Annotated in this window: 21 protein-coding genes and 1 tRNA gene; 10 read left to right on the plus strand and 12 right to left on the minus strand. The window is 50.9% G+C overall.

Annotated elements, in window-relative coordinates; translation table 11 throughout:
- Positions 1-364: 364 nt before the first annotated feature.
- Entirely contained in the window at positions 365-1,672 is a 1,308-nt protein-coding gene (tyrS, locus tag GILYN3_RS08680) for a tyrosine--tRNA ligase (protein ID WP_049722618.1), read from the minus strand.
- 262 nt (positions 1,673-1,934) lie between these two features.
- On the opposite strand from tyrS, the gene GILYN3_RS08685 reads away from it, so the two are divergent.
- Together GILYN3_RS08685 and GILYN3_RS08690 are read left to right on the plus strand one after the other, a co-directional pair.
- The gene (locus tag GILYN3_RS08685; RefSeq protein WP_049722619.1) at positions 1,935-3,377 is read left to right on the plus strand and encodes a peptidoglycan DD-metalloendopeptidase family protein; all 1,443 of its coding nucleotides are present in this window, start codon (positions 1,935-1,937) and stop codon (positions 3,375-3,377) included.
- Between the two features lie 66 nt (positions 3,378-3,443).
- Entirely contained in the window at positions 3,444-4,535 is a 1,092-nt protein-coding gene (locus GILYN3_RS08690; protein ID WP_049722620.1) for an anhydro-N-acetylmuramic acid kinase, read from the plus strand.
- A gap of 20 nt (positions 4,536-4,555) precedes the next feature.
- On the opposite strand, the gene erpA is transcribed toward GILYN3_RS08690, so the two are convergent.
- The 4 genes from erpA to argC form a co-directional block, all read right to left on the minus strand.
- Entirely contained in the window at positions 4,556-4,909 is a 354-nt protein-coding gene (erpA, locus tag GILYN3_RS08695; protein WP_049722621.1) for an iron-sulfur cluster insertion protein ErpA, read from the minus strand.
- A gap of 87 nt (positions 4,910-4,996) precedes the next feature.
- A complete protein-coding gene (locus GILYN3_RS08700; protein ID WP_049722622.1) occupies positions 4,997-5,404 on the minus strand; it encodes a bactofilin family protein in 408 nt (135 codons plus the stop codon).
- Positions 5,405-5,441: 37 nt separating this feature from the next.
- A complete protein-coding gene (locus GILYN3_RS08705; RefSeq protein ID WP_157484903.1) occupies positions 5,442-6,182 on the minus strand; it encodes a DUF6776 family protein in 741 nt (246 codons plus the stop codon).
- Between the two features lie 45 nt (positions 6,183-6,227).
- Positions 6,228-7,274 carry an N-acetyl-gamma-glutamyl-phosphate reductase gene (gene argC / locus GILYN3_RS08710; protein ID WP_049722624.1) on the minus strand — a complete coding sequence of 349 codons (1,047 nt, stop codon included), beginning with the start codon at positions 7,272-7,274 and terminating at the stop codon, positions 6,228-6,230.
- A gap of 174 nt (positions 7,275-7,448) precedes the next feature.
- On the opposite strand from argC, the gene hemJ reads away from it, so the two are divergent.
- From hemJ to hemL, 3 genes are all read left to right on the plus strand, one after another.
- Positions 7,449-7,871: a protoporphyrinogen oxidase HemJ gene (gene hemJ, locus GILYN3_RS08715; RefSeq protein ID WP_049722625.1), complete on the plus strand. Its 423-nt coding sequence runs from the start codon at positions 7,449-7,451 to the stop codon at positions 7,869-7,871.
- Between the two features lie 70 nt (positions 7,872-7,941).
- Entirely contained in the window at positions 7,942-8,775 is an 834-nt protein-coding gene (thiD, locus tag GILYN3_RS08720; protein ID WP_049722626.1) for a bifunctional hydroxymethylpyrimidine kinase/phosphomethylpyrimidine kinase, read from the plus strand.
- A gap of 216 nt (positions 8,776-8,991) precedes the next feature.
- Entirely contained in the window at positions 8,992-10,272 is a 1,281-nt protein-coding gene (gene hemL, locus GILYN3_RS08725) for a glutamate-1-semialdehyde 2,1-aminomutase (RefSeq protein ID WP_049722627.1), read from the plus strand.
- Positions 10,273-10,295: 23 nt separating this feature from the next.
- Here the strand turns inward: hemL and GILYN3_RS08730 are convergent, their stop codons facing one another.
- The 6 genes from GILYN3_RS08730 to GILYN3_RS08755 form a co-directional block, all read right to left on the minus strand.
- On the minus strand, positions 10,296-10,664 hold the full coding sequence (locus GILYN3_RS08730; RefSeq protein ID WP_049722628.1) for a hypothetical protein: 369 nt from the start codon (positions 10,662-10,664) through the stop codon (positions 10,296-10,298).
- Positions 10,665-10,667: 3 nt separating this feature from the next.
- On the minus strand, positions 10,668-13,151 hold the full coding sequence (locus tag GILYN3_RS08735) for a DUF1631 family protein (RefSeq protein ID WP_157484904.1): 2,484 nt from the start codon (positions 13,149-13,151) through the stop codon (positions 10,668-10,670).
- Positions 13,152-13,581: 430 nt separating this feature from the next.
- Positions 13,582-13,657, minus strand: a tRNA-Phe gene (locus GILYN3_RS08740).
- Positions 13,658-13,748: 91 nt separating this feature from the next.
- Positions 13,749-14,027 (minus strand): oxidative damage protection protein, encoded by a 279-nt coding sequence (locus GILYN3_RS08745; protein WP_049722630.1) that lies wholly within the window; start codon positions 14,025-14,027, stop codon positions 13,749-13,751.
- A 35-nt stretch (positions 14,028-14,062) separates the two neighbouring features.
- On the minus strand, positions 14,063-15,124 hold the full coding sequence (gene mutY / locus GILYN3_RS08750; protein WP_049722631.1) for an A/G-specific adenine glycosylase: 1,062 nt from the start codon (positions 15,122-15,124) through the stop codon (positions 14,063-14,065).
- Entirely contained in the window at positions 15,121-17,373 is a 2,253-nt protein-coding gene (locus GILYN3_RS08755; RefSeq protein ID WP_198147332.1) for an AsmA family protein, read from the minus strand. Before GILYN3_RS08755 ends, mutY begins: the two co-directional genes overlap by 4 nt.
- Before the next feature lie 228 nt (positions 17,374-17,601).
- On the opposite strand from GILYN3_RS08755, the gene gcvT reads away from it, so the two are divergent.
- The 4 genes from gcvT (at position 17,602) to GILYN3_RS08775 (ending at position 20,773) form a co-directional block, all read left to right on the plus strand.
- Complete coding sequence (gene gcvT / locus GILYN3_RS08760) at positions 17,602-18,693, plus strand: glycine cleavage system aminomethyltransferase GcvT (protein ID WP_049722633.1); 1,092 nt, start codon at positions 17,602-17,604, stop codon at positions 18,691-18,693.
- Positions 18,694-18,788: 95 nt separating this feature from the next.
- A complete protein-coding gene (gene gcvH / locus GILYN3_RS08765; RefSeq protein ID WP_049722634.1) occupies positions 18,789-19,181 on the plus strand; it encodes a glycine cleavage system protein GcvH in 393 nt (130 codons plus the stop codon).
- 8 nt (positions 19,182-19,189) lie between these two features.
- On the plus strand, positions 19,190-19,468 hold the full coding sequence (locus GILYN3_RS08770; RefSeq protein ID WP_157484905.1) for a hypothetical protein: 279 nt from the start codon (positions 19,190-19,192) through the stop codon (positions 19,466-19,468).
- Between the two features lie 120 nt (positions 19,469-19,588).
- Positions 19,589-20,773 (plus strand): response regulator, encoded by a 1,185-nt coding sequence (locus GILYN3_RS08775; RefSeq protein WP_049722636.1) that lies wholly within the window; start codon positions 19,589-19,591, stop codon positions 20,771-20,773.
- Positions 20,774-20,790: 17 nt separating this feature from the next.
- On the opposite strand, the gene GILYN3_RS08780 is transcribed toward GILYN3_RS08775, so the two are convergent.
- Positions 20,791-21,270 (minus strand): hypothetical protein, encoded by a 480-nt coding sequence (locus GILYN3_RS08780; RefSeq protein WP_049722637.1) that lies wholly within the window; start codon positions 21,268-21,270, stop codon positions 20,791-20,793.
- A gap of 635 nt (positions 21,271-21,905) precedes the next feature.
- On the opposite strand from GILYN3_RS08780, the gene GILYN3_RS08785 reads away from it, so the two are divergent.
- Positions 21,906-22,388, plus strand: coding sequence for a hypothetical protein (locus GILYN3_RS08785; RefSeq protein WP_049722638.1), 483 nt, complete (start codon positions 21,906-21,908; stop codon positions 22,386-22,388).
- The last annotated feature ends 82 nt before the right edge of the window (positions 22,389-22,470 follow it).

Consider the following 22,470-nt stretch of genomic DNA (forward strand, 5'->3'; position numbering starts at 1 on the left):
TCATTAACGAAGCAGTAAAAACGCTTCAACCTTAAGCTTGCCTCAAACCAGCAGGCCGTGGCCCTTGACTCGAGAGATGCGCATTATACACATCAACTTTTGCTTGTAAACCCTTAATTTAACTAAAGTTTTTACAACCCCGGAAAGCTCGACCTAAGGCCTCACCACCCGTCCTTTCCTGCGAAAGAGGGGCGCATTATACGCACCAATCTCAATCGCACAAGCCCTTAATCACATTATTTTTACACTTTCGTGTCTATCGCCAAAATCGATCAAAAAGCAAACACATAAACAGCCAAAACCCAGCCACAAAAAAGCGGCTTACGCCGCCTTCTGCTCACACACCCGTTTTTCTAGGTGCGCTTTATACCACCTCAAACAAGTGATACTTCTTTTTGCCCAGTTTCACGATATAAAAACGATTAAAGCGGGCATCGGCTGCCGCAAAGCAGCTAGCGGCATCGCCATTTTGCTCGAAGGTTTTAGGTTCGCCATTAATAAACACCGCCCCCCGACCCAGCGCATCCTTTACTTGCTTACCAGAAGCTGCCATTGCCGCATCGACCAACCATTGAGTTAACGGCTTTTCAGCCAGCTCACTACGCATAATAGTAGAGGATGGTAAACCGTCGAGCTTTAATTGCTCAAGATCTGACTCGCTAAGCGAATCCATTGAACCTGAAAACAGCGCCTCACTAATACGTACGGCGGCCTCAAGCCCCTCTTTACCGTGAATCAACGCCACCATCTCGCGCGCCAAAATTGACTGCGCCTCTGGACGCCCTTCAGCTGCACGGTCTCGCTCATCAATTTCAGTTATTTCGCTTAACGACAAAAAAGTGAAATAGCGTAAAAACTTATACACGTCCGCATCCGCGGTATTCAACCAAAACTGGTAAAAGGCATAAGGAGATGTTTTATCTGGATCGAGCCAGATCGTGCCCGACTCAGTCTTACCAAACTTTGTGCCATCGGACTTAGTTACCAAAGGCAGTGTCATCCCGTAGGTTTCGCCGCTGTACATACGCCGCGCCAAGTCGATGCCGCCGGTGATATTACCCCACTGATCCGAGCCGCCAATCTGCAAAGTACAGTTGTGACGATTATATAGCTCGGCAAAATCGTAAGATTGCAACAGCATATACGTGAACTCGGTAAACGATATGCCTGCACCTTCACGATCAAGGCGCTGCTTAACCGACTCTTTATTGATCATATTATTGATAGAGAAATGCTTACCGACATCACGCAAAAAACTCAGCACATCCATCTTACCAACCCAATCAAGGTTGTTAACCACCTCGGCCGAGTTATCGCCACAGTCAAAATCGATAAACCGACTTACCTGCGCCTTTAGCTTATCCGTCCAGTTAGCGACGATATCTGGAGTATTAAGTTTACGTTCGGCCGCCTTAAAACTGGGGTCACCCACCAAGCCAGTTGCACCACCTACCAAAGCAATCGGCTTGTGCCCTGCCAACTGAAAACGCTTAAGCGCTAGCAGCGGAACCAAGTGACCAATGTGCAAGCTGTCGGCGGTAGGATCAAATCCGCTGTAAAGAGTACGACTGCCAGATGCCAGATAACCTGCTAACACATCGCCACCGGTGGTTTGTGCAATCAACCCGCGTTTTTGCAGATCATCTAATAGCGAAGCATCTATCGTCGTCATGAACCCATCACCTGATTAACGTAAAACATAAATACAACACCGACCTACGCCGATGCCAATAGGCCGGCAAAGATACCCGAACCACCCATAAAAACAACCCCTGAGCCTAGTCCATGCAACTTTTTAAGCCCGCAGAGGACTAACACTCGACTTGTAAAAACAGCCATTGAAAGATCAAAAAGTGATCATAAAAGTTCGATATTAAAGGCCTTTTCTGATATAACTAAGCGCAATTGAAGCTTTATTTAGGTTTAAACTTTTCATGCAACCCCCTGATAAACATACATTGTCTCGCCACTTACAGGCACTATCCCAATTCCCCAAAGGTCACCTAGCCGCTGCAGGCGCTTTGATTTTTGCTTTGGGCGTGTGGGCCGGAGGCAGTTTTAATGCCGACACCACAAACAAACAGCAAGCCAAGAATACTCGTGTTGCTTTAACGCTACCGGCACTTAATGACGCGGCGGCACAATCTAGTTCTGAGTTAGAGAGTCACACACTAACGCCCAGCGCGGCGCCAACACTGGAGGCCCAGCACGAAACCGAAGCATCAGCCTCTTTTACCCCGGTCAGCGAGCCCGTTTTAAACAAAAAAGCATTTACTGTGCGTTCGGGCGACAGCTTATCGACCCTATTTAAACGAGCGGGACTTAACGATACAAATGTCTACGAGCTAACCAGCACCTGCGAGGAGGCGAAAGGCCTTACTCGCATTATGCCTGGCCACGAAATCGTATTTTACCTAGACGACGCCGGCACACTGCAAAAGCTCAGCCATATCACCAACCGCCTCACCAGCACACACTTTGAGCGCGCCGAACAAGGTTTTGTCAGCGCTCAAGAGATTAAAAAACCCGATGTATTAACCGCCTATAAAGAAGCAACCATTAATAGCTCGCTTTTTTTAGCAGGCCAAGCCGTAGGAATGCACGACGCACTGATCATGGAGCTGGCTAATATATTTGGCTGGGATGTGGATTTTGCTCTGGATATCCGCAAAGGCGATAGCTTTAACGTACTTTATGAAGAGAAGTTTTTAGATGGCGAGAAGATCGGTACTGGCGCTATTTTAGCCGCCGAATTCACTAACCAAGGCCACAAGTTTCAAGCCGTACGCTACACTAATGCAGCGGGCGATAGCCACTATTACACCCCAGATGGCGAAAGCATGCGCAAGGCCTTTTTATTGGCACCGCTGGATTTTCGCCGTATCAGTGGCAACTTTAACCCTAGACGTTTACACCCGATATTTAAAACTGTACGCCCCCATCGCGGCACCGATTACGCCGCAAGTACTGGCACACCGGTATGGGCTGCTGGGGATGGACGTGTCGTGGCGGCCGGATACACCAAACCCAACGGTAACTATGTGTTTATCCAACACGGCAACAACATACAAACCAAGTACCTGCACTTAAACAAAAAGTCGGTCAAAACAGGCCAGCGCGTTAAGCAGCGGCAAATCATTGGTACCGTTGGCTCTACCGGCTATGCTACTGGGCCGCACCTACACTATGAATTCCTACTGGACGGCGTACACCGCAACCCCCGCACTATTGTGCAGAAGTTGCCCAAAGCCGCCTCAGTTCCTAAAACCGAAATGGCACAGTTCCGCGCTCAAACCGAACCCGTAGTGGCTCAATTACAACAACGCTACGACGCTAATCGGCTGGCACTGGGAAGCAGCGAGCGCTCCATTAACTAACTCAAAGGCGCCGCCATTAACACGCTTAGTGACATACCCCCAGCAACCGAGCTGTACATTGGCCTAATGTCCGGCACCAGTGCCGATGGCATTGATGCCGCATTGCTAGCCGTTGATGCTACAGGCAGCCGCTTGGTTGGGCACCACAACTATGAATTTAACGCCGCTTTGCGATGCGAGATTCACGAGCTGTGCGAACCCAGCAGCAATGAGATTGAACGTGCCGGCGCAATGGATACCCAGCTTGGTGAGCTGTTCGCAGAAGCCGCATTAGCTCTACTCGCCCGCTACAACATCCCCGCGCAGCGCATTCGCGCTATTGGCAGCCACGGACAAACCATTCGCCATCGCCCCCCCGGCAACAATCAGTGGCCGTTTAGCTGGCAAATTGGTGACGCAAACATTATTGCCGCACGCACCGGCATTACCACTGTAGCGGATTTTCGTCGCCGCGACATTGCAGTTGGCGGCCAAGGCGCGCCTCTAGTGCCGGCATTTCACACAGCAGTCTTTGCCCACCCCCAGATCAATCGGGCCATCATTAACATTGGTGGCATTAGTAATATCAGCTGGCTTGCAGCCCAAAGCACTACCTTAGGATTTGATACCGGACCCGGCAACAGTTTAATGGACGGTTGGATTTTACGACACAAAGGTGTGGCCTACGACAAGGATGGCCAATGGGCTGCCAGTGCGCAGCCTCACCCAAAGCTGCTTAAAAAACTACTTGGACACGCCTATCTCAGCAGAGCAATCCCCAAGAGCACCGGTCGCGAAGAATTTCATCTTGGCTGGCTAGACCAGCAGCTACAATGCTACGGCTCTTTATCTGCTGTCGAGGTACAGGCCACCTTAGCGCAATTTACGATAGAAACCATCGCACAGCACCTGCTGCAATGCCCCGATGCCAACTTGGGGGGAGAGCTTTACCTCTGCGGGGGAGGGGCTCACAATACACACTTACAACAAAGCCTCGCCACACGATTGCCGCAGTTTAAAATTAACAGTACAACCGAGCTTGGAATTGATCCAGACTGGGTTGAAGCTGCCGCCTTCGCTTGGTTGGCACATCGGCGCTTAGAGGGACTACCGGGTAATCTTCCAAGCGCGACGGGCGCAGACAAAGCGGTCACCTTAGGGGCAATTTATTCCGTTTAACAACCAAGAAAAGTTACAAACTAAATCGAAAAAGACGAGCCACAGCCACAGGTTGTCGCGGCATTAGGGTTGCTGATAACAAACTTGGCACCCTGTAGGCCCTCGGTGTAATCGACATTAGCGCCAACCAAATAAGGGTAGCTCATGGCATCTACCACAACTTTAACGCCGTCTTTTTCTACCACGGTATCGTCTTCAGCGGTCATATCATCAAACGTGAAACCATACTGAAAACCCGAACAACCACCACCTGTGACATAGACACGTAGCTTAAGGTCGTCGTTACCCTCCTCCTCAACCAAACTTTTAACTTTGGCAACTGCACCGGGGCTTACGTAAAGTAATGCTGGGGTAAATACTTCTGGGGTGGACATGATAAAACTCCAACTGGTCGGGGCTGCGCCCCAATAATCTAAGGGGCATTATCCCAATACCAGAGTAAAACAGTCAACTATTACCGCTTAACCGGCAGAACTCTCGTCGCCTGTAGCAACACTTGATTTCGTCGTACCGGGCGCGGCATCATCACTTTGCTCGCCGTAAACTAAAGCCCCATTTACCTGCGAGCCTTTTACCATCTCAATCAACTGGTAGTGTACGTTGCCCTCTACTACCGCTTTAGCCGCTAGCTCTACATGCTTGCCAGAGTAAACATTGCCAACCACTTTACCGTTAATGACTACCCGAGGTACGCGAATTTCACCTTCGACGACGCCCTTATCGGCCACGACTAATTTAGCATCGCCACCATTTTCTACCAATATATTACCCTGTACCGTACCCTCGATTTGCAAGTCACCCGAGAAATGAATATCACCCACAATACGGGTGCCTTTGGAAATAAGAGTGTGATTACTGTTAAATGCCATAGCTCTTCTACCACCTATCATCATAGGTATTTGATTATTATAAATCCCGCACCTGCCAGCTGAAACTCTTCTTGGCTTCGGCTGCATTTTTACCAGTGGATTGGGCAACTAACTCAACTTTCTCTGGCGTAAAGCCATCAGGCAAGCTCAGCTCACCTTCGATATTCTGAAAATATTTAAAGCGCAACTTGATGTCTTCGTCATCAACATCATCAGACACCTCGTGCAGAGCTAAACGTTCTGTCTCTCCGGCACGGCGGCCTACTAGAGTGATATTTACCACACCACTTATCACTTCATGCTGAGTAGCCAGCTGCTGCACGACAAACTTATAACTAAAGTAGCCCGGCTCGTTGCGCGCAACCAATTGCATCTCGCCTAACTTTAGCCCTTTAGCCTGATCACCCGGCGCCATCAAACCACGATAAAACGTAATATCCGCTTCAAGGCTGGCAATCTGTTCACGTAGCGCAATTACTTCATTGCGAACGCTATCGTTAGCTTGTCGATCGACCTCAGACGAGAGCATTAAGTTGGCCACTTGCTGACGTAATTGCTCGGCCTCAGCGCGACTCTCCTGTAGCTGAGTACTTAGCTGATCGCCCGGCCCCAAGGCAAACGATTTTCCCCCCAAGCCTGTCCAGCAGCCATACAAGTAGCCACCGCCGGTGCCAGCGACTAATAGGGCCAACACCAATAACGCCCGCAAAATTGAACGGCCGGGGCGGCTTGGCACTACCTTCATCGAGTACTGCTTACTGCCTTTAACCGAACTCAAAGAAACGACTCTTTCATAACAACACCATACATAACAACACCCGAGTTACGGCAATAACGCAACAACATCCAACCCAGCGTTTTCTGCCAAACCAAACATAATGTTCATATTTTGCACCGCCTGCCCCGAAGCGCCTCTGGTGAGATTATCGATAACCGATAACACCACAATTGTATCGCGCTGCTGCGGCTGGAATACGGAAATACGGCACACATTTGAGCCCTTCACCGAGCGTGTTTGCGGGTGAACACCAGCGGGCATTACATCCACAAAGGGCTCATCGGCATAACGTGCTTCGTACAGCGCTTGTAGATCCGGCAGCGAACTGGAATCTAATGCGCGCGCGTAAGTGGTGGAGTGAATCCCACGAATAATAGGCAACAAATGCGGCACAAAGGTGACTTTAGCCGGCTTACTATCGCTCGGTTGCATATCGCGCAACGCCTGCTCAATTTCAGGCAGGTGCCGATGACCACCAGCACCGTAGGCTTTGAAACTATCGCTCGCTTCGGTCAGCAAGAAATCGACCTTAGCTTGACGCCCGGCACCCGTGGCGCCGCTTGCGGCATTAATAATAATCTGTTCACTGTCAATCAGGTTATTCTCTAGCAGCGGCAACAAACCAAGTTGCGCGGCTGTTGGGTAACAACCTGGGCACGCCACTAAACGTGCTTGTTTAATCGCCTCGCGTTGAAACTCGGGCAAACCGTACACCGCCTCACCAATTAACTCTGGGCAACCGTGAGCTTGGTTGTACCAGTGAGCCCACAGTTCGGGGTCGCGAATTCTAAAGTCGGCTGATAAGTCGATAACTCGCGTACCCGTTGCCAGCAGCGCTGGCATCAAGTTTTGCGCAACGCCGTGTGGTGTGGCAAAAAATACCACATCGCACTGGCCGAGCTGATCGACATCTGGCTCGCTAAAGCACAAGTCAACATGGCCGCGAAGATTAGTGTAAAGGTCCGCCACCGGAATGCCCGCCTCAGCACGTGAAGTAATAACGCTGACCGTCGCATCAGGGTGCTTAGACAACAGCCGCAATAGCTCGACACCGGTGTACCCAGTACCGCCGACAATACCTACTTTAATCACTACCTTCCCTCACTTAACCCATAATGCCGCACCTAATATTAAGTCAATGGGTGCCGCGTAAAAGGCCTCTATCATAAGAGTCCGCCGCCTAAATTGCCAGCCATCGACATGCGTGCTGCACGAGACGTTACAGGCTGGCATAATGATGCCTTTAATCCACTGCCGAGGACATCCATGCTCTGGATCAAAGCATTTCACATTATTGCCGTTATCTGTTGGTTTGCAGCGCTATTTTATCTGCCTCGGCTTTTTGTGTACCACAGCCTAAGCGACGACCAGCCCAGCCGTGAACGGTTTAAAATCATGGAGCGCAAACTTTATCGCGCTATCGCTACCCCCTCCATGCTCGCCACACTGCTTTTGGGTGGTGCGCTCGTGCACTTTCAGTGGGACTTTATCAAAATCAGCTATTGGTTTTGGTGCAAGCTACTATTGGTACTCTTGCTCATTGGCTACCATCACGCCTGCGGCGTACACGTTAAACGCTTTGCGCAAAACGCAAATACCCGCAGTGACCGATACTTTCGCGTTTTTAACGAACTGCCGGTGATAGCACTAGTGGCTATCGTAATTTTGGTGGTAGTTAAACCTTTTTAGACTATATTCATACAACTTCTGCAGCTCTGCTAAACTCATAACACGCTAGCATTTTGTGAGGTGACACCCAGTGTCCGAGTTTAGTAACCGTGCGCCCGTCGTGCTCTCGCTCTCGAGTCACGATCCAAGTGGCAGCACAGGCATACAAGCAGATATCGAAACCGCCATTAGCTTAGGCGCCCACTGCTGCCCAGTGGTAACCGCACTGTGTGCCCGCGACACACAGCAGATGATTGACCTACACCCCACCCCCATCGATTTACTGATAGAACAAACCCGCGCCATCTTAGAAGATATGCCTGTAGCCGCTATCAAGCTCGGCTATTTTTGCCAAGTAGAGCAAATAGAAGCAATCCACAGTATCTTGCGCGACTATAGCCGCATCCCTGTCGTACTCGATCCGGTAGCGTCGCTCTCCATCGCCAACACAGCCGCTGGCCATTTTGATGGCGCCGATCGTATTATCGGCGCAATGAAGTCACTGCTATTGCCGCTCGCAGACGTCGTCACCCCAGACATCGTCGAGGCCCACCAACTCGCCCAACTGGCAGACACCGTAGATGCCTGCGGACAAGAAATTTTGACCCAAGGTTGCGGTGCTGTACTTATTACCGGCGCACGGCGCACCATTAACGATTACCAAAATCGGCTGTATTTACCCCACCGCCCAGTGCGCACGTTTTGTTGGCCACGCCTTAGCCTATTTAGTCACGGCAGTGGCGCTACTTTATCGGCCAGCATTTGCACCTACCTCGCTCACGGCTTACTGCTAAGTGATGCGCTAGAACAAGGCCAGCAATTTACTTGGCAATGCCTCAAGGCCAGCCGTCGCCTCGGCATGGGGCACAGTATCCCCAATCGGCTTTACTGGGCCGATCGCAACAATCTAAAACCAACCCACTAGCCTCAAAAAGCAACTAGGCTTAAAAAATTTTGCGCCATAGCGACCGCCCCAGTAAACTGCGTCCATGACAAGGCTTAGCGGTTTATCTCTCCGTGTGGCACTGAAATCACGACTAAACCTAACCTGCACAGAAGCGATTCATATTTTTTGTGCATCACAATCTGCCGCCACAATGCGGGCAACATCAACCATTATCAGTCCAGGAGCGCCTGATCCATGACCCATTCAGAAACCCTTTTTAAACAGGCCAACCAGTGGATACCCGGTGGCGTTAACTCCCCTGTGCGGGCCTTTAAAGCGGTAGGCGGCACTCCTGTATTTTTTAAAAGCGCGAAAGGCGCCTACATTACCGACGTCGATGACAAACATTACATCGATTATGTGCAATCTTGGGGGCCAATGATCCTTGGCCACAGCCACCCAACCGTTATTGATGCGGTCATTAAAGCCGTTAAAAGTGGCTTAACTTTTGGCGCCCCTACCGAGGCCGAGACCACTCTGGCTGAACTTGTGTGCCAACGAGTGCCCAGCATGGATCAAGTGCGGTTTGTAAACTCCGGCACAGAAGCCACCATGAGCGCTATTCGCCTAGCGCGCGCTTACACAGGCCGCGACACTATCGTAAAGTTTGAAGGTTGCTACCACGGCCACAGCGACTCCCTACTCATCAAAGCAGGCTCTGGCGCACTCACCTTAGGTGTACCCAGCTCGCCCGGAGTACCCGAAGTGCTGGCAGCCCACACAGTTACTCTTAACTATAACGACGCCGATCAAGTCCGTGAGTTTTTTGCCGAGCGCGGCGAGCAAATAGCCTGTGTCATCGTCGAGCCAGTCGCCGGCAACATGAACTGCATTCCTCCCGTTGCCGGATTTTTAGAAACCCTGCGCGAGGTCTGCGACGAACACCAAAGCATTTTATTGTTCGATGAGGTGATGACCGGGTTTCGGGTCAGTGCCAGTGGTGCACAAGGGCGCTATAACATCACTCCCGATCTAACCACATTAGGTAAAGTCATTGGCGGCGGGATGCCGGTGGGTGCTTTTGGTGGCAAGCGCGAGATCATGAGTCATATCGCTCCCAATGGCCCGGTGTATCAAGCCGGTACACTATCAGGCAACCCCGTGGCGATGGCGGCGGGTATTGCCACCTTGCAAGAGCTTAACGCAAACGATTTTTACCCGCAGTTATTTGCTAAAACCGAGCGCTTGGTGACGGGTCTACAGCAGGCGGCAGATGATGCCAACATAGCTTTTACCACCAACCATGCGGGCAGTATGTTTGGTTGCTTTTTTACCGAAGAGAAGTACATAGAAAACTACCGCCAAGTTATGGCGTGCGACACCGAACGGTTCAATCGCTTTTTTCACGGCATGCTCGAGCGCGGTGTTTATTTAGCCCCCGCCTCTTATGAGGCCGGCTTTATGTCACAGGCCCATACCGATACTGACATCGACCTAACTATCAGCAAGGCGGTCGAGGTGTTTGCGACACTTTAAATGAAGATTTAAGACAGTAAACTCTAGACTTGCTCGCTGCCGGCACTGGCCGCTATCGTTTCGATATCTTCCAGTGCCTGCGGTGACGCGTCAATAATGCTAAAACCCGCCCAGTGCTTGCCATTATCTTCCGCGTTTTTAACCCACAAACAATCAACACCCAACTGAATACTGTTGCGCTCGTTAACAGGCTCGGACAGTTGAAGATCCAAACGGTAGAGGCAATCTTCCTCAAAAGGTTGATCGCCAATCAGCATCAAACCTTTGTTGTGCAAATTAACAATACGCCCCAAATAAGCATCGCGAGTGTTGTCATAAGCATCAATACACTGACCAATCGAGGGGCGTTTGGCCGAGCGAGCCTCGGCACTTGGCGGCAAGGAGCTTGACATAAATTACTCCTGGCTCAACAGCTCGTCCGAAGCACGAGCGTTGAGACTTTGAAAGATATTCTCCAAGGCACGTTCAAAGAATGGTTTGGCGCTACCGGCAATCACCCGCAATTTGCCTGCGATCATTTCGCGCGCCAATGCTCTTGCGGGCAACATGGATACTTTGCGCCCCTGCTGATCAACCAACATATAATGCATCGTTTTGTGGTTGTACCAAGCAACCTTAATACGTTGGCCTTTATCGTTTTCAAGCCAAGTGCCAAACTCAATCAATTTAAGCTTTTCAATTAATTGAGCTTCTTCAGGCGTAACTTGCTGATCTTCAGGCTTCACTTGGCCGGCCTTGTCTGCCGCCATTCTCTCTAATTTATTACGCATCGTATCGGGCGCAGGCTCTACTTGCTGACTTTTAAGTGCCAGGCGCTGCAGCGAGCTTACCGCATCAATAAGCTTGCGCGATTTATTTTGCTCATAGCCAATCGTCTCAAACCCTGACTGCAATGTGTGCAACAAATCGCCCTGCACTTCAAGTTGCTTAACTCGGTCTGCCTCTAACGATTTTGGCTCAATACACCACAGCAATTCGTCAGCCACAGCCAATGCCTGCCGATAACTGTCTGAGTCAGCGCCATAACGCAAAATAATAAAAGAGAGGTAATCGGACCACGGTAACAACAGCAGTAATAAAATTGGCGATGGCAAAGCTTTACCGTCGATACACGCCGATATATCGCTATTGACGCGAATCTTTGCTTCACGCAATTTCTCTTCGCCGCGAGCTTTTTCTAATGCTCGCTTCTCCATAAGCTCTTGCCGACGCGACACATTGCGTGCGTACGAACTAAACTCTAACAACGCCTCAGCAAATACTTTTACATCGTTAACAAAGTGCTCCAACACATGGAACACGGTGGTTTTAATTTTTTCAAAAATATTGTATTGATTAGAGCCATCATTACCCACCCAGCGGCTACCGGCCTCTGCCATCTGATTAAGTAGCAAGCGTGCGGGGTGGTCGACGTTATCAAAAAACTCTTTATCGATAAATGCCAGCTTTAACACCGGGGTGTGCAAATAACTCAGCAATGCTTTAACAGAGTCGGGCAGCTGCTCATCGTTAAGAATATACGCAAACACCAACCCTACTAATTCGATGGTGTTCATATCATCGTTGCAAACACCGTCGGGGCTTTGCTTTTCAAGCTCCGCGACCAGCTGCTCGGATACAGTTGCCACCGCCAACGGTTGTATATCGCCAACTTCAAGCTCTTGCATGCTCGCTGCCGAGGTTGCCAATTGCGATTGCAACACCTCGATAGCGCCCACCATCGGAGCCGATCCGTCGCCAGACAATGCCGACACTGCAGCCGGCGAATTATTCGCGGCAAAACTTGTCGGCACGCCGCCCGTAAAGCCGCCACCGTGGGTGCCATGGGATGCATTCGTCGCCATGCCGCCGCTGGCGAATCCTGCCGGCTGCCCAGCCCCAGCCGGATGCGTAGGTGCACCACCGGTCGAGCCGCCCCCTAAATGAGTTTGCAACAAGCGAATCGCACTGACCAAGCCTTGTTGATACTGTTGCGGATCATCGCTCGCAAGAGGCTCAAAGGCTCGATCAGTGGCGCGCCGCCCTTGCCTTTCCGGGGCAGTATTTTGTTCCGAGACAGGCATTTCTTGCTGCGTGTTTTGTGGCGTTTGATCGGTATCGCCCTGGGGCGCGGCGTCACTTGCATCCATATCGGTACTGCTAGAGCCACTCACACCACTCGCTGCCGAATAGCGCAAATTAGGTAATATTCCCTCGGCAATTAGTGCTTCATTTAAGCTTTGATACAACGCCGTAACAGGTCTAATAACCCCCTGCTCAAACTGTTTATAACCTAGCACCTTAGTGCGCGCATCAAGATGCAACTCTTGCAGCACTCGACGCAGGCTGTCGCACAGTTGAATTGGGCTGACTGGATTGCTGCGCTCATCAACTTTACGGCCACCATTCAACAGCGCTAGACGCTGATGCAGCGCCCAAAGAACTTCGGCAAATTGCGAATCGGCACGGTGCGAGATAGAGGTAATGGCTATGGTTTCTTCAAGCTCGGCGTTATCAACCAACGACAAACCAACATTTTGGCTAAAACGCTCTTGTCCGCTAGCGACCGTTAATTGCTGCTTAGAGAAATCAATATAGTTTTGTTTGAGCTGCCGCTGAAACTGCTGCAAGCAGTTGCTACCACCGGCTTTCAAATGCGCTATCAGCTCAGCCAGGGCGATTTGCTCTTTATTCGAGCGGGCGTTCTCTTCACGTTTTTCAACCGAGGCAATCCATTCACCCCAAAAAACAGGAAACGATTCGAGCAAATAATCCTCTGTGGCGCTGGCACACAATTGTAGGCAACGATTGACTTGAGTTTCGGTCAACGCCTCATAAAGAGGGGGAGGATTATTAATATTTGATGCGCCCCGTTTGTTATCCATAGACATCGTATCCATTAGCTCACCTGGTAAGCGGTCAAAAATCGTAAGCGATTGAAACACTTAGCGCATATCGCGCCACCGCTTTAAGAGCCGCCAAAGCATTAAGATTGAGTTTTGCCGTATAGTATAAGCCAGTCGTATGAAAATCGCACTTTTGTGCGCCATGTCACAGGAAGACCATCTAAAGCGATATAAGCAGTGCTGGAAATTAAGGATTCTAGACCGGCAAATAACACTCATCTGCCGCTGTTATACCAAGCTTAAGTTGTGTAAATCTGCTCCCGGCAGATTTATGTTCCTGGCAATTTTGTCGAAGACGAGCATGGATGCTCTAATGCCGCGAGTGCAAGGAGGCGCAAGAGTGGCCCAAACGATCAGTGGTTCTCATCCGGCCATCAAAACCCATATACAAAAAAGCCCCGCAAAAGCGAGGCTGTTTTGTATATGGTGCCCGGAGGCGGAATCGAACCACCGACACGAGGATTTTCAATCCACTGCTCTACCGACTGAGCTATCCGGGCTTTGCGTTGGCTGCTAGTAAATCAAGCGGCTGTCACAAGAGGCGCGTATTAAACCGTTTGAGTTGCTTGGAGTCAAGGGGTCAGCGATAAATTATTTGTCTTTAACGGGTGGAACATAGCCATCGGCAGCATCGTAGTCTTCGCCCGATAAAAACTTGATCATTTGTTCACCAAGATAAACCCGCGAACTGGTATCCATAAGATTTAATTGTTTTTCATTGATAAGCATCGTTTGGTGGCTCATCCACTCCTGCCACGCTTTTTGACTCACGTGCTCATAAATATCTTGCCCTTTGGGACCGGGGAACGGCGGCTGCGCAAGTGCGGGCAACTCTTGTTGGTATTTGCGGCACATAACGGTACGGCTCATAAGGTCTCCTGATGTTTATTGCGGCGCTGCGCCGTTTAACACGACAGCGGCGTCAGTTCGTGTAATTGCTCCAGCAGGCGCTTAACCGGTGCGGCCAAACCCACAGCGGGCGGCTGGCTGACGTTATACCAGAGCGCCTGCCCTGCCGCCATGACGCCGGCGCTCGGCTCGGGCAATTGTACCAACACCGGTGTAATGTCCAAATGATAATGGCTAAACGTATGGCGGTAGCTGTCCCAGTACTCTATATCGGCCGCTACTCCGTGGTGGTTGGCGCAGTAGTCGGCCACCGAGTCGTCCAGCGCCAGCTCAGGAAAGCTCCACAAACCGCCCCAAATACCTTGTGGCGGACGCTGTTGCAGCAGTAAGTCGCCGCTGGGAGCGCGTAGCATCAATAAGTAGGTTTCTTTAACTGGCTTGTCTTTCTTTGGCTTTTTACCTGGGTATTGCAACTGAGTGCCGGTGGCGCGGGCAATACAACCATCACCCAGTGGACAGGCATCACATGCGGGCTTAGTGCGGGTGCATACCGTCGCGCCTAAATCCATCATGGCTTGAGTGTAGTGATTACACCGCGCCTCTGGCGTGTGCTCGCGCGCTACTTGCCACAACGCTTTTAAGGGACCGCTTTGACCGGGCCAGCCATCAATCGCGTGATAGCGCGCCAGCACCCGCTTAACGTTGCCATCTAAAATAGTCGCGGTCTTGCCAAAGGCGATGCTGACTATCGCCCCAGCAGTAGACTCGCCAATGCCAGGCAACGATACAAGCTCGTCAACCGTAGCGGGAAATTCGCCGCCAAAATCATTCACCACTTGTTGCGCGCAGCGATGTAAATTGCGCGCTCGAGCATAATAACCAAGTCCAGTCCACAAGTGCAGCACATCGTCTACTGGGGCGGCCGCCAAGTCCGCCACCGACGGAAAACGCTGGGTAAAACGCTCAAAATAAGGGATCACCGTAGCCACTTGGGTTTGCTGCAACATGATCTCTGACAGCCAAACGCGATAAGGGGTGATATTTTGTTGCCAAGGCAAATGCTTACGGCCGTGCCGATCAAACCAATCGAGCACGGCTAACGAGAAAGTATCGGTCATTCTGGATCTTTTTTAGGTTGGGATTGGGTTTTGTTTTTGTCTTTTGTTAACAGCTGGTTTAGCAAACCTTTTACCACCGCTTTAGCGGGGTCGGTTTCTTCTTCGCCTTTGGCGTTTTCACCATCGCCGCCAAGCTTGCGCACCAGCTCTTTTTGCAACCGATACTTGGTGTAATCACCCAGCAGCGACTCTAACGTTTTTGAGTCTAGGCGACAATCTTTTGCCGGCGCCAAGTTGGCGATTGAACCGCTACAGCGCAGGAGCGACAAGCTGCGGTTAACCCAGTAATTGCTATTAACGGTACAACCTTGGGCACTGCTGGAGGCTTGCTCTAGTGTTAACGGCAAGCGTAAATCAAAGGTTTGATCGGCCAAATCGATCTGACCGTTAAGCGCCAGCAACAATTGCTCAACCCCAGCGGTAAAGGTTTTTATAGTTATTTTTTGCTCGCGTAACTGCACACTGCCGCGCAAATCATGCATCGCGGTATAGTCCGGCCAATCTTGCTCGGCGCGCGGCTCTGGTTGGGGCTCTGGGTTCGCCGACGCGACCTCCGGCTCGGCATCGCTTTTAGTTTGCTGCGCCTTAACCAACGTCATGGCTTGGCAAAAATACTTTTCGACGTTGATTGGGGCAACGCTTACTTCGGCGCCATTAACATTTGCGTCGGCAACCGCTGCTTGCAGCAACTCATTCATGCTTACCCCTATGGTGCTGGCCGTAGCATCTAAGTTTACCCGCCCACTCACTTGAACCTTTTTATCAACATCTAAATCACTTAGCAGGGGCGCTATATTAAGACTTTTAATATCCGCCTTAGTATTTATCTTAGCGCTAGCTCCACGGCCATCTAACGTACCGCTGGTTTGCAAGTGGCCCTCGTAAGCATCCAAGCTCGCCTCGGTTAACTGCACTAAACCGTCGGCGGCATTCAATCGCAGCCGCAGGTTTTGCAGCGCCAAGCCACTGACGATAGCTTCGCGTAAATCAATCCGCAGCCGGGCATTTAGCGCCCGCACGGCATCCAAAGGAATCAGCGGTTCATCGCCCGAAGCTTCGGTGCCAACCGGTGAGACCTCATCGACCGGCGGCGGCAAATAATGATCAACATTAATACGATCACCGGTCAGGGTCACCTCTAAAACCATACGTTCAAAGTCAGTTACCGACAACTCACCACTTACCGTGGTTTTATCAAGCGTAAGCGTGAGCGGCGCTAGCGCCATAGAACGCGCACTACCCGACACGTTAGTACTTATGCTCAAGTGAGTTAACGCATCGGCCTCAGCCGTTACCGGCACAACTTGGCCTAAACTTGCCAGCAAGCGTTTAATGTTGACCGGCGCCAGCGCTAAATGACCGTTAAACATTATCTCGCGGGTTAGGTTTTTAAGATTTAAATCAAAGCCGGCACTCACCGAAGCGCTGTCATCCAGGCCGCTAATCTCAAGCGTTAAATCACCCTCACTAATAACCGCTTGCGATAAATCGGCTGCCAGCTCGACCTGCGCACTTAGCTCGCCCGCCACTTGCAGCTCACGCTGGGCAAACATCGCTGGGTCTTTTACCTGGGCAAGCCAATCGGCGCTTAAGGCAAACGGGCGCCCCTCGGCATTAAAGCCCGTAAGTTTTAATGCTTTTATCGTAAAGTCGGCAGTGCGCTTAAGTGCCGCATCGCGGTAGTTTATCTGCGTATCGGTAACACTGATGGTATCGACTGCAAGCTGCAGCTGGACGTCTGCGCTAGATGTAGCTGCCCCTACTGGCGGCACAGCGTCTTTTTTAGCGTTATTGCCGGCAACCACCGTGTCGGCGGATATTTGTGCTGGGCTAACACCGGCTTGCTGCGCTTTGCGCTTAGCTTGATCGGCAAGGCGGCTCCAATTACTAACACCCGCTTGATCCACCTCAAACGTCACTGAGGCACCAGCAATAATTAAATGCTTAACCTCTAACTGCCGATCAAACAGTGGGCGGGTTGCCACCAGCAAGCTGGCGCTGCGCAAATGCGCCAACTGATCATCGGGGGTGCTCAGCGCGGCCACGCTAATATCGGCCACCTCAATGCCTATACTGGGCCAAAACTGCCAGCTAAGATCGCCAGCGATCTCAAGCGCTATACCTTGATTGGCGGCCAGCGCCTTAATGCGCGGCTTAAAAATGTTTGGGTCGAGCCAAAAAAACAGCGCTGCGGCCGCCAGTACGACCAACAACAGCAATACCACCAAAACCTTTACTATCGTTTTCACCATTATCTCCTTGCGCAGTTGGCAACTGCCCGAGCATAGCACCTGTTGCGCGACAACAACGCAATCCAGAAACATTTTTTGCGCGCCAGCGCACCGTCCGGCCAATCCATAGCCGGAGGCTGGAACAATTACCACAAATATAACAACATACTGCCGCAACGGGTGGTTATAGCAGCCCCGCTCGCGCTAAAATGGCGCCCTTTGCGCTACGTCATTTAGGGTGAACTCATGGGACACAAAACCGCACTGTACGATCTGCACAAAGCCGCCGGTGGCAAACTGGTGGATTTTGGCGGCTGGGACATGCCTATTAACTATGGCTCGCAAATCGAGGAGCACCACCAAGTGCGCCACCACGCGGGACTGTTTGATGTGTCGCACATGACCGTGGTTGATGTTGCCGGTGCCGACGCACGCGCGTATCTGCGTAAACTGCTCGCCAACGATGTTGCACGGCTAGACAGCACCCCTGGCAAAGCTCTTTACAGCGCTATGCTTAACCCCGAAGGCGGGGTAATTGACGATCTTATCGTCTACCACATGGATGGCTGGTACCGCACAGTCGTTAATTGCGCCACTCGCGATAAAGACCTGGCGTGGATGGAGCAATGCGCAAAAGAATTTGACGTGACGATCTCCGAACGCCCCGAGCTTGCTATGCTTGCCGTGCAGGGCCCCGCGGCCATCGCCAAAGTGCAAAATGTCGCCAACACCGCACAGGCCGAGGCAATTAGCGGCCTTAATGTATTTTGCGGCGCAGAAGCCGACGGCTGGTTTATCGCACGTACCGGCTACACCGGTGAAGACGGCTTAGAAATTATGCTAAGCGCCACCGACGCCTGCGCACTCTGGCAAAGCTTAGTGGCCAGTGGCGTGACTCCTTGTGGCTTAGGCGCGCGCGACACATTGCGGCTAGAGGCTGGCATGAACTTATACGGCCATGAAATGGACGAAAACACCTCGCCCTTAGTGGCCAACATGGGTTGGACTATTGCACTAGAAGACCCCGAGCGCGACTTTATTGGCCGCACTGTTATCGAGCAAATGCGCGCCAATGGCGGGCCAGACACCAAGCTGGTCGGCCTAGTGCTGCGCGAGCGCAGTGTACTGCGTGCCGGCCAAACCATTAGTATCGCCGGCAACGACACCTCCGGTATTATTACCAGCGGCACTTTCTCGCCCACACTGGGGTTTTCCATCGCGTTAGCTCGGGTGCCCCGCGCTACCGGCAGCAGCGTCGAGGTTAACTTACGCAACAAAGCGGTAACCGTAGAGGTGGTTAAACCCCACTTTGTACGCAGCGGCGAAGCGCTGGTTTAATCACGCTGCGCCTATTAATATCTACACTACACATTAGTACTGGTTAACTTACTTTTTAAAACTTACGTTTTGAGCCTACTTTAAAGGACCGCACCATGAGCGACATTCGCAACGAATTAAAATACCTGCCTAGCCACGAGTGGGCTCGTCTCGAGGCAGACGGCACCGTGACCATCGGCATTAGCGACCACGCCCAAGATAGCTTAGGCGATGTGGTGTACGTTGAAACCCCCGAAGTAGGTAGCAGCATTGCCGCGGGCGAAGAAGCCGGTGTAGTCGAATCCGTTAAAGCCGCCTCAGACATCTTCTCTCCCGTTAGCGGTGAAGTGATTGCCGTTAACGAGACATTAGAAGACGCGCCCGAGCAAGTTAACGAATCGCCCTACGACGACGGCTGGTTTTTTAAAGTTAAGCCAACCGATTTATCTGAACTGGACGATGCACTGGATGCTGACGGCTACCAAAATGCCATCGAATCCGAAGCTTGAGCGGCCGCGTGAAAACCACAGCGCGTAAAATATTTGCGCCATTGTTGAGACGACTCGAGTCTGGCACCGAGCCCTATAACTACAAACCACTAAGCCGTAAAATTTTACTGTTTTTTGGCGCGGTATTTACTGGCCTAGGCACATTGGCAGGCTCGATAATACCGGCCGATGCCGACCCGGGTTACTATTTTCCGGTGGCTATTTTTATCTTGGTGGGCTGCTACGGCTTAATTATTGGCCTGCTAGGCAGCGATCGTGCCGTGGCAAATATTTGGGGCAACAAATAAAAACAAGCCGCAGGGCTTTGGCGCCGATATTGTTAGCTAGCAATACTTGCGCGGCTAATACAGCAATACCGTGGCCGACCAAACCCTGCCAACGGTCAAGTAAACTATGGAGCAGTATGCATGCACACTTTAATCGTTGAAGACGATGTCGTCATGCAAGAGCTATTAACCACTCTGCTCCGTGGGCTCGACAGCCGAATGCACGTTCACTGCGCTGAGACCATCGCCGCAGGCTTGAGCCTGTGGCAAAAACACCCAATAGATTTATTGCTGTGCGACTTAAACTTACCCAACCAAGAAACCGGCTTAACACTGGTTAAAGCGATTCGGGCGAAAGACAGCGAACTGCCTATTATTATGATTACCGGACGCGGCGACCGAGCTGCCGTGACCGATAGCGCGCGCTACAAGGTTAACGAATTTATCGTCAAACCCTTTGACCCCATCGCCGTTATGGCACGCATTAAACAACACTTGGTCGCCGCTAACAGCAGTGTAGATATAGAACAAAGCGACTTAAACTTAGAAGCTTTTGTAGCTGACACAGATGACTTACTTACTCGCCTAAACTTTATGCCTGGCGCCGAGATCGCATTAACCACCATAACCCAACCCGAGCCCCCCTCGGCCCGCGAATTAGCGCAACAATGGCAAAACGACATGGCCATTACCGCACGGCTCATACGCTTAGCCAACAGCAGCTTAATGCGGCGTTCGGGCGGAGCTTTAACCACATTGCGCGAAGCCATAGCCTCGGTAGGTGTCGACATGGCGCTAACACAAATGCTCGCATTGTCACTTGCCGACACCAGCCGGCTGCAACACAGCACCCTACAAAACCTAGCTAAAACATTTGCGGATGAATCACAGAAGCTTGCAGAATACGCGGCATTACTCGCCAAACAGCTAAAACTTAATATCGCCAATTGCTACACCGCAGGCCTAATGGTGCGTTTGGGCGACTGCGCCGTTTTAGAGGCGATTCAGTTATTTATCGACTCCGGCGGCAACGTAACTGATGACGACATAAGCAGCACAGTAAAAAAATACGCCGCCCAATACGGCAATCAACTTAAAATAAAATGGCGCTTACCGTTGGCACTGCGCGAGCGCATAGGGGCCGCTTATTCGGCAGGGGAAGGCAAAGTGAACCCAGAGCTACTACTAATGCGATTGGCCGCCTGTATCGCCGCCGGTGATGACAACAGCGCCGAGCAAGAAAAGCTCTGCCGACAATTGCGTTTAGCACCTAGCGATTTGCCCGGCCCGACCAATCGCGACTCGCCAGAAACAACACAACCATAAACCAGCGGCAAATAAATCTAATAAACCGGAATATCCGAGCCGCCGCGTTTTTTAATGCGCGACCAAACCTGCCAAGTACCCACGGCATAGCAAATACCCAGCAATAAACAAACTGCCGACGATAGCAACATAAACGTCAGCTCTTGCGCCAGCTCACTAAAATACGGCTGATCGGCCCACAACACCGCCGGCACGCCCAACAAACCCCGCAACACATACACCACCGCTATCAGCACCAAAGCGATGCGCATAAACGGCAAGCGCGGCAACACGCCAGCACCGGCAAACCCGTACAGCGCCCAACTGGCCAGCACAACGGCAATAACGCCAGTCATTTGCGCGGGGTAACTTGAGCCCTGCTCGGCCATTAGCGCCATTTGCTCGCCAGCACCAAAAGCACGGTACCATTCTGGACCACCCAATATAATGGCCACATGCAGCAGTGCGGCCACTAAACTGAGGCTGCCGCCAACCAACAACCACACATTCTTTTTCATACTAAGCTCCCGTATTTAAGCAAGCCTACATCATAGTCTTTTCATCGATGGGGCAACACTATCACGCGCTGTCAGCGCGACACTAAAAGTAAGCACATTCATACACATCTTGTGCGCCCTAAAGCGTTCAAGGGAGTAAAGCTTTAGTATGGAAAATATTCGAGGTGAAAATAGACCGCAAGGCGTGCCAACAAAGTTGCCCTCGCTGCCGCTCCGCGCCATGCACTTTATCCGTGTTTTTTCACCCCCTAAAATTAGCCTGCGCTGGCTGCAGGTAAGCTAAAGTGGCGTCTCATAGCCGGCTGTGACGCTGAGTGCTGTATCAAGTGATGGATGTTTTATCCATTACTCAGGGGAAACCCTTGAATAAGGTGGGCTAATAATATTGGCGAGATAATATATTTCTAAAAAATTCAATGGGTTGAGCGGAGCTTGCGCGGTGGGATAAAAAAGATTAGATTAAGCCCTCAATTTAATTTAGTCGCACTTTCCCCAGACAAGGAACTGTCAAAACATGCCTAATTCCCTTTTGTTTTCAACGCCTTCCATGTCTATCCGTATCCAATCTCTACCGGGGATAGGGTGCCGGGACAAAGTGTGACTGAGTCGCATGAATTAGCTGTTATGCATAAAAAATGAAACCTGACATCTATCTATACAACGAAACTGATAAGGGATTTGAACTATACCTCGGTGAATGTTCAACCCAAGAAGGTTTATCCTTATTTGATCAAAAAACTGAACTATCGATTGTTAGTTTTGGGGCAACGTCTTATAAAAAATACGGGTGGGCTACAGAGATTGAAATACCTTCATTAAAAAGTGTCGAAGCAGTATTGAACTTCCTCGAATCAGAAGGTGATGTTGGTCTTGTTGAGTTCGAGGCAGAGCTTCCTGAAATAGGTTCCTTCAGTTCGCATGATGATGGCGAGTGTCACTTTATTATGAAATCTAAGCATAGTTGTATTTCTGCATTAAAGGTTGCGCTACCATCTCAGTACAGCGATATGCTTATTAATAAATTAGTTAGTAATCCCGGTTTGTATTTTACGTGTAGCAACTCTGGGGTGGTAATAAAATATGGGACATTCGATGAGTTTATTGCAAAAAATGCATAACAAACAGCTCCACCGGACTCCGCAAACTGTCACGCTTTTTGTACCAAAAAGCCCGCCAATTTGCTCCGCGCGGTGAGCTGGG

Source organism: Gilvimarinus polysaccharolyticus, from assembly GCF_001187555.1.
Taxonomy (GTDB): domain Bacteria; phylum Pseudomonadota; class Gammaproteobacteria; order Pseudomonadales; family Cellvibrionaceae; genus Gilvimarinus; species Gilvimarinus polysaccharolyticus.

Excerpts from the sequence above, each read along its gene's own strand:
- GILYN3_RS08780 (WP_049722637.1), bottom strand. The coding sequence starts at position 21,270 with ATGAAAAAGAATGTGTGGTTGTTGGTTGGCGGCAGCCTCAGTTTAGTG.
- GILYN3_RS08745 (WP_049722630.1), bottom strand. The coding sequence starts at position 14,027 with ATGAGCCGTACCGTTATGTGCCGCAAATACCAACAAGAGTTGCCCGCA.
- GILYN3_RS08685 (WP_049722619.1), top strand. The coding sequence starts at position 1,935 with ATGCAACCCCCTGATAAACATACATTGTCTCGCCACTTACAGGCACTA.
- hemL (WP_049722627.1), top strand. The coding sequence starts at position 8,992 with ATGACCCATTCAGAAACCCTTTTTAAACAGGCCAACCAGTGGATACCC.
- tyrS (WP_049722618.1), bottom strand. The coding sequence starts at position 1,672 with ATGACGACGATAGATGCTTCGCTATTAGATGATCTGCAAAAACGCGGG.
- GILYN3_RS08735 (WP_157484904.1), bottom strand. The coding sequence starts at position 13,151 with ATGGATACGATGTCTATGGATAACAAACGGGGCGCATCAAATATTAAT.
- gcvT (WP_049722633.1), top strand. The coding sequence starts at position 17,602 with ATGGGACACAAAACCGCACTGTACGATCTGCACAAAGCCGCCGGTGGC.
- GILYN3_RS08785 (WP_049722638.1), top strand. The coding sequence starts at position 21,906 with ATGAAACCTGACATCTATCTATACAACGAAACTGATAAGGGATTTGAA.
- GILYN3_RS08730 (WP_049722628.1), bottom strand. The coding sequence starts at position 10,664 with ATGTCAAGCTCCTTGCCGCCAAGTGCCGAGGCTCGCTCGGCCAAACGC.
- GILYN3_RS08690 (WP_049722620.1), top strand. The coding sequence starts at position 3,444 with ATGTCCGGCACCAGTGCCGATGGCATTGATGCCGCATTGCTAGCCGTT.
- GILYN3_RS08700 (WP_049722622.1), bottom strand. The coding sequence starts at position 5,404 with ATGGCATTTAACAGTAATCACACTCTTATTTCCAAAGGCACCCGTATT.
- gcvH (WP_049722634.1), top strand. The coding sequence starts at position 18,789 with ATGAGCGACATTCGCAACGAATTAAAATACCTGCCTAGCCACGAGTGG.
- GILYN3_RS08775 (WP_049722636.1), top strand. The coding sequence starts at position 19,589 with ATGCACACTTTAATCGTTGAAGACGATGTCGTCATGCAAGAGCTATTA.
- erpA (WP_049722621.1), bottom strand. The coding sequence starts at position 4,909 with ATGTCCACCCCAGAAGTATTTACCCCAGCATTACTTTACGTAAGCCCC.
- hemJ (WP_049722625.1), top strand. The coding sequence starts at position 7,449 with ATGCTCTGGATCAAAGCATTTCACATTATTGCCGTTATCTGTTGGTTT.
- mutY (WP_049722631.1), bottom strand. The coding sequence starts at position 15,124 with ATGACCGATACTTTCTCGTTAGCCGTGCTCGATTGGTTTGATCGGCAC.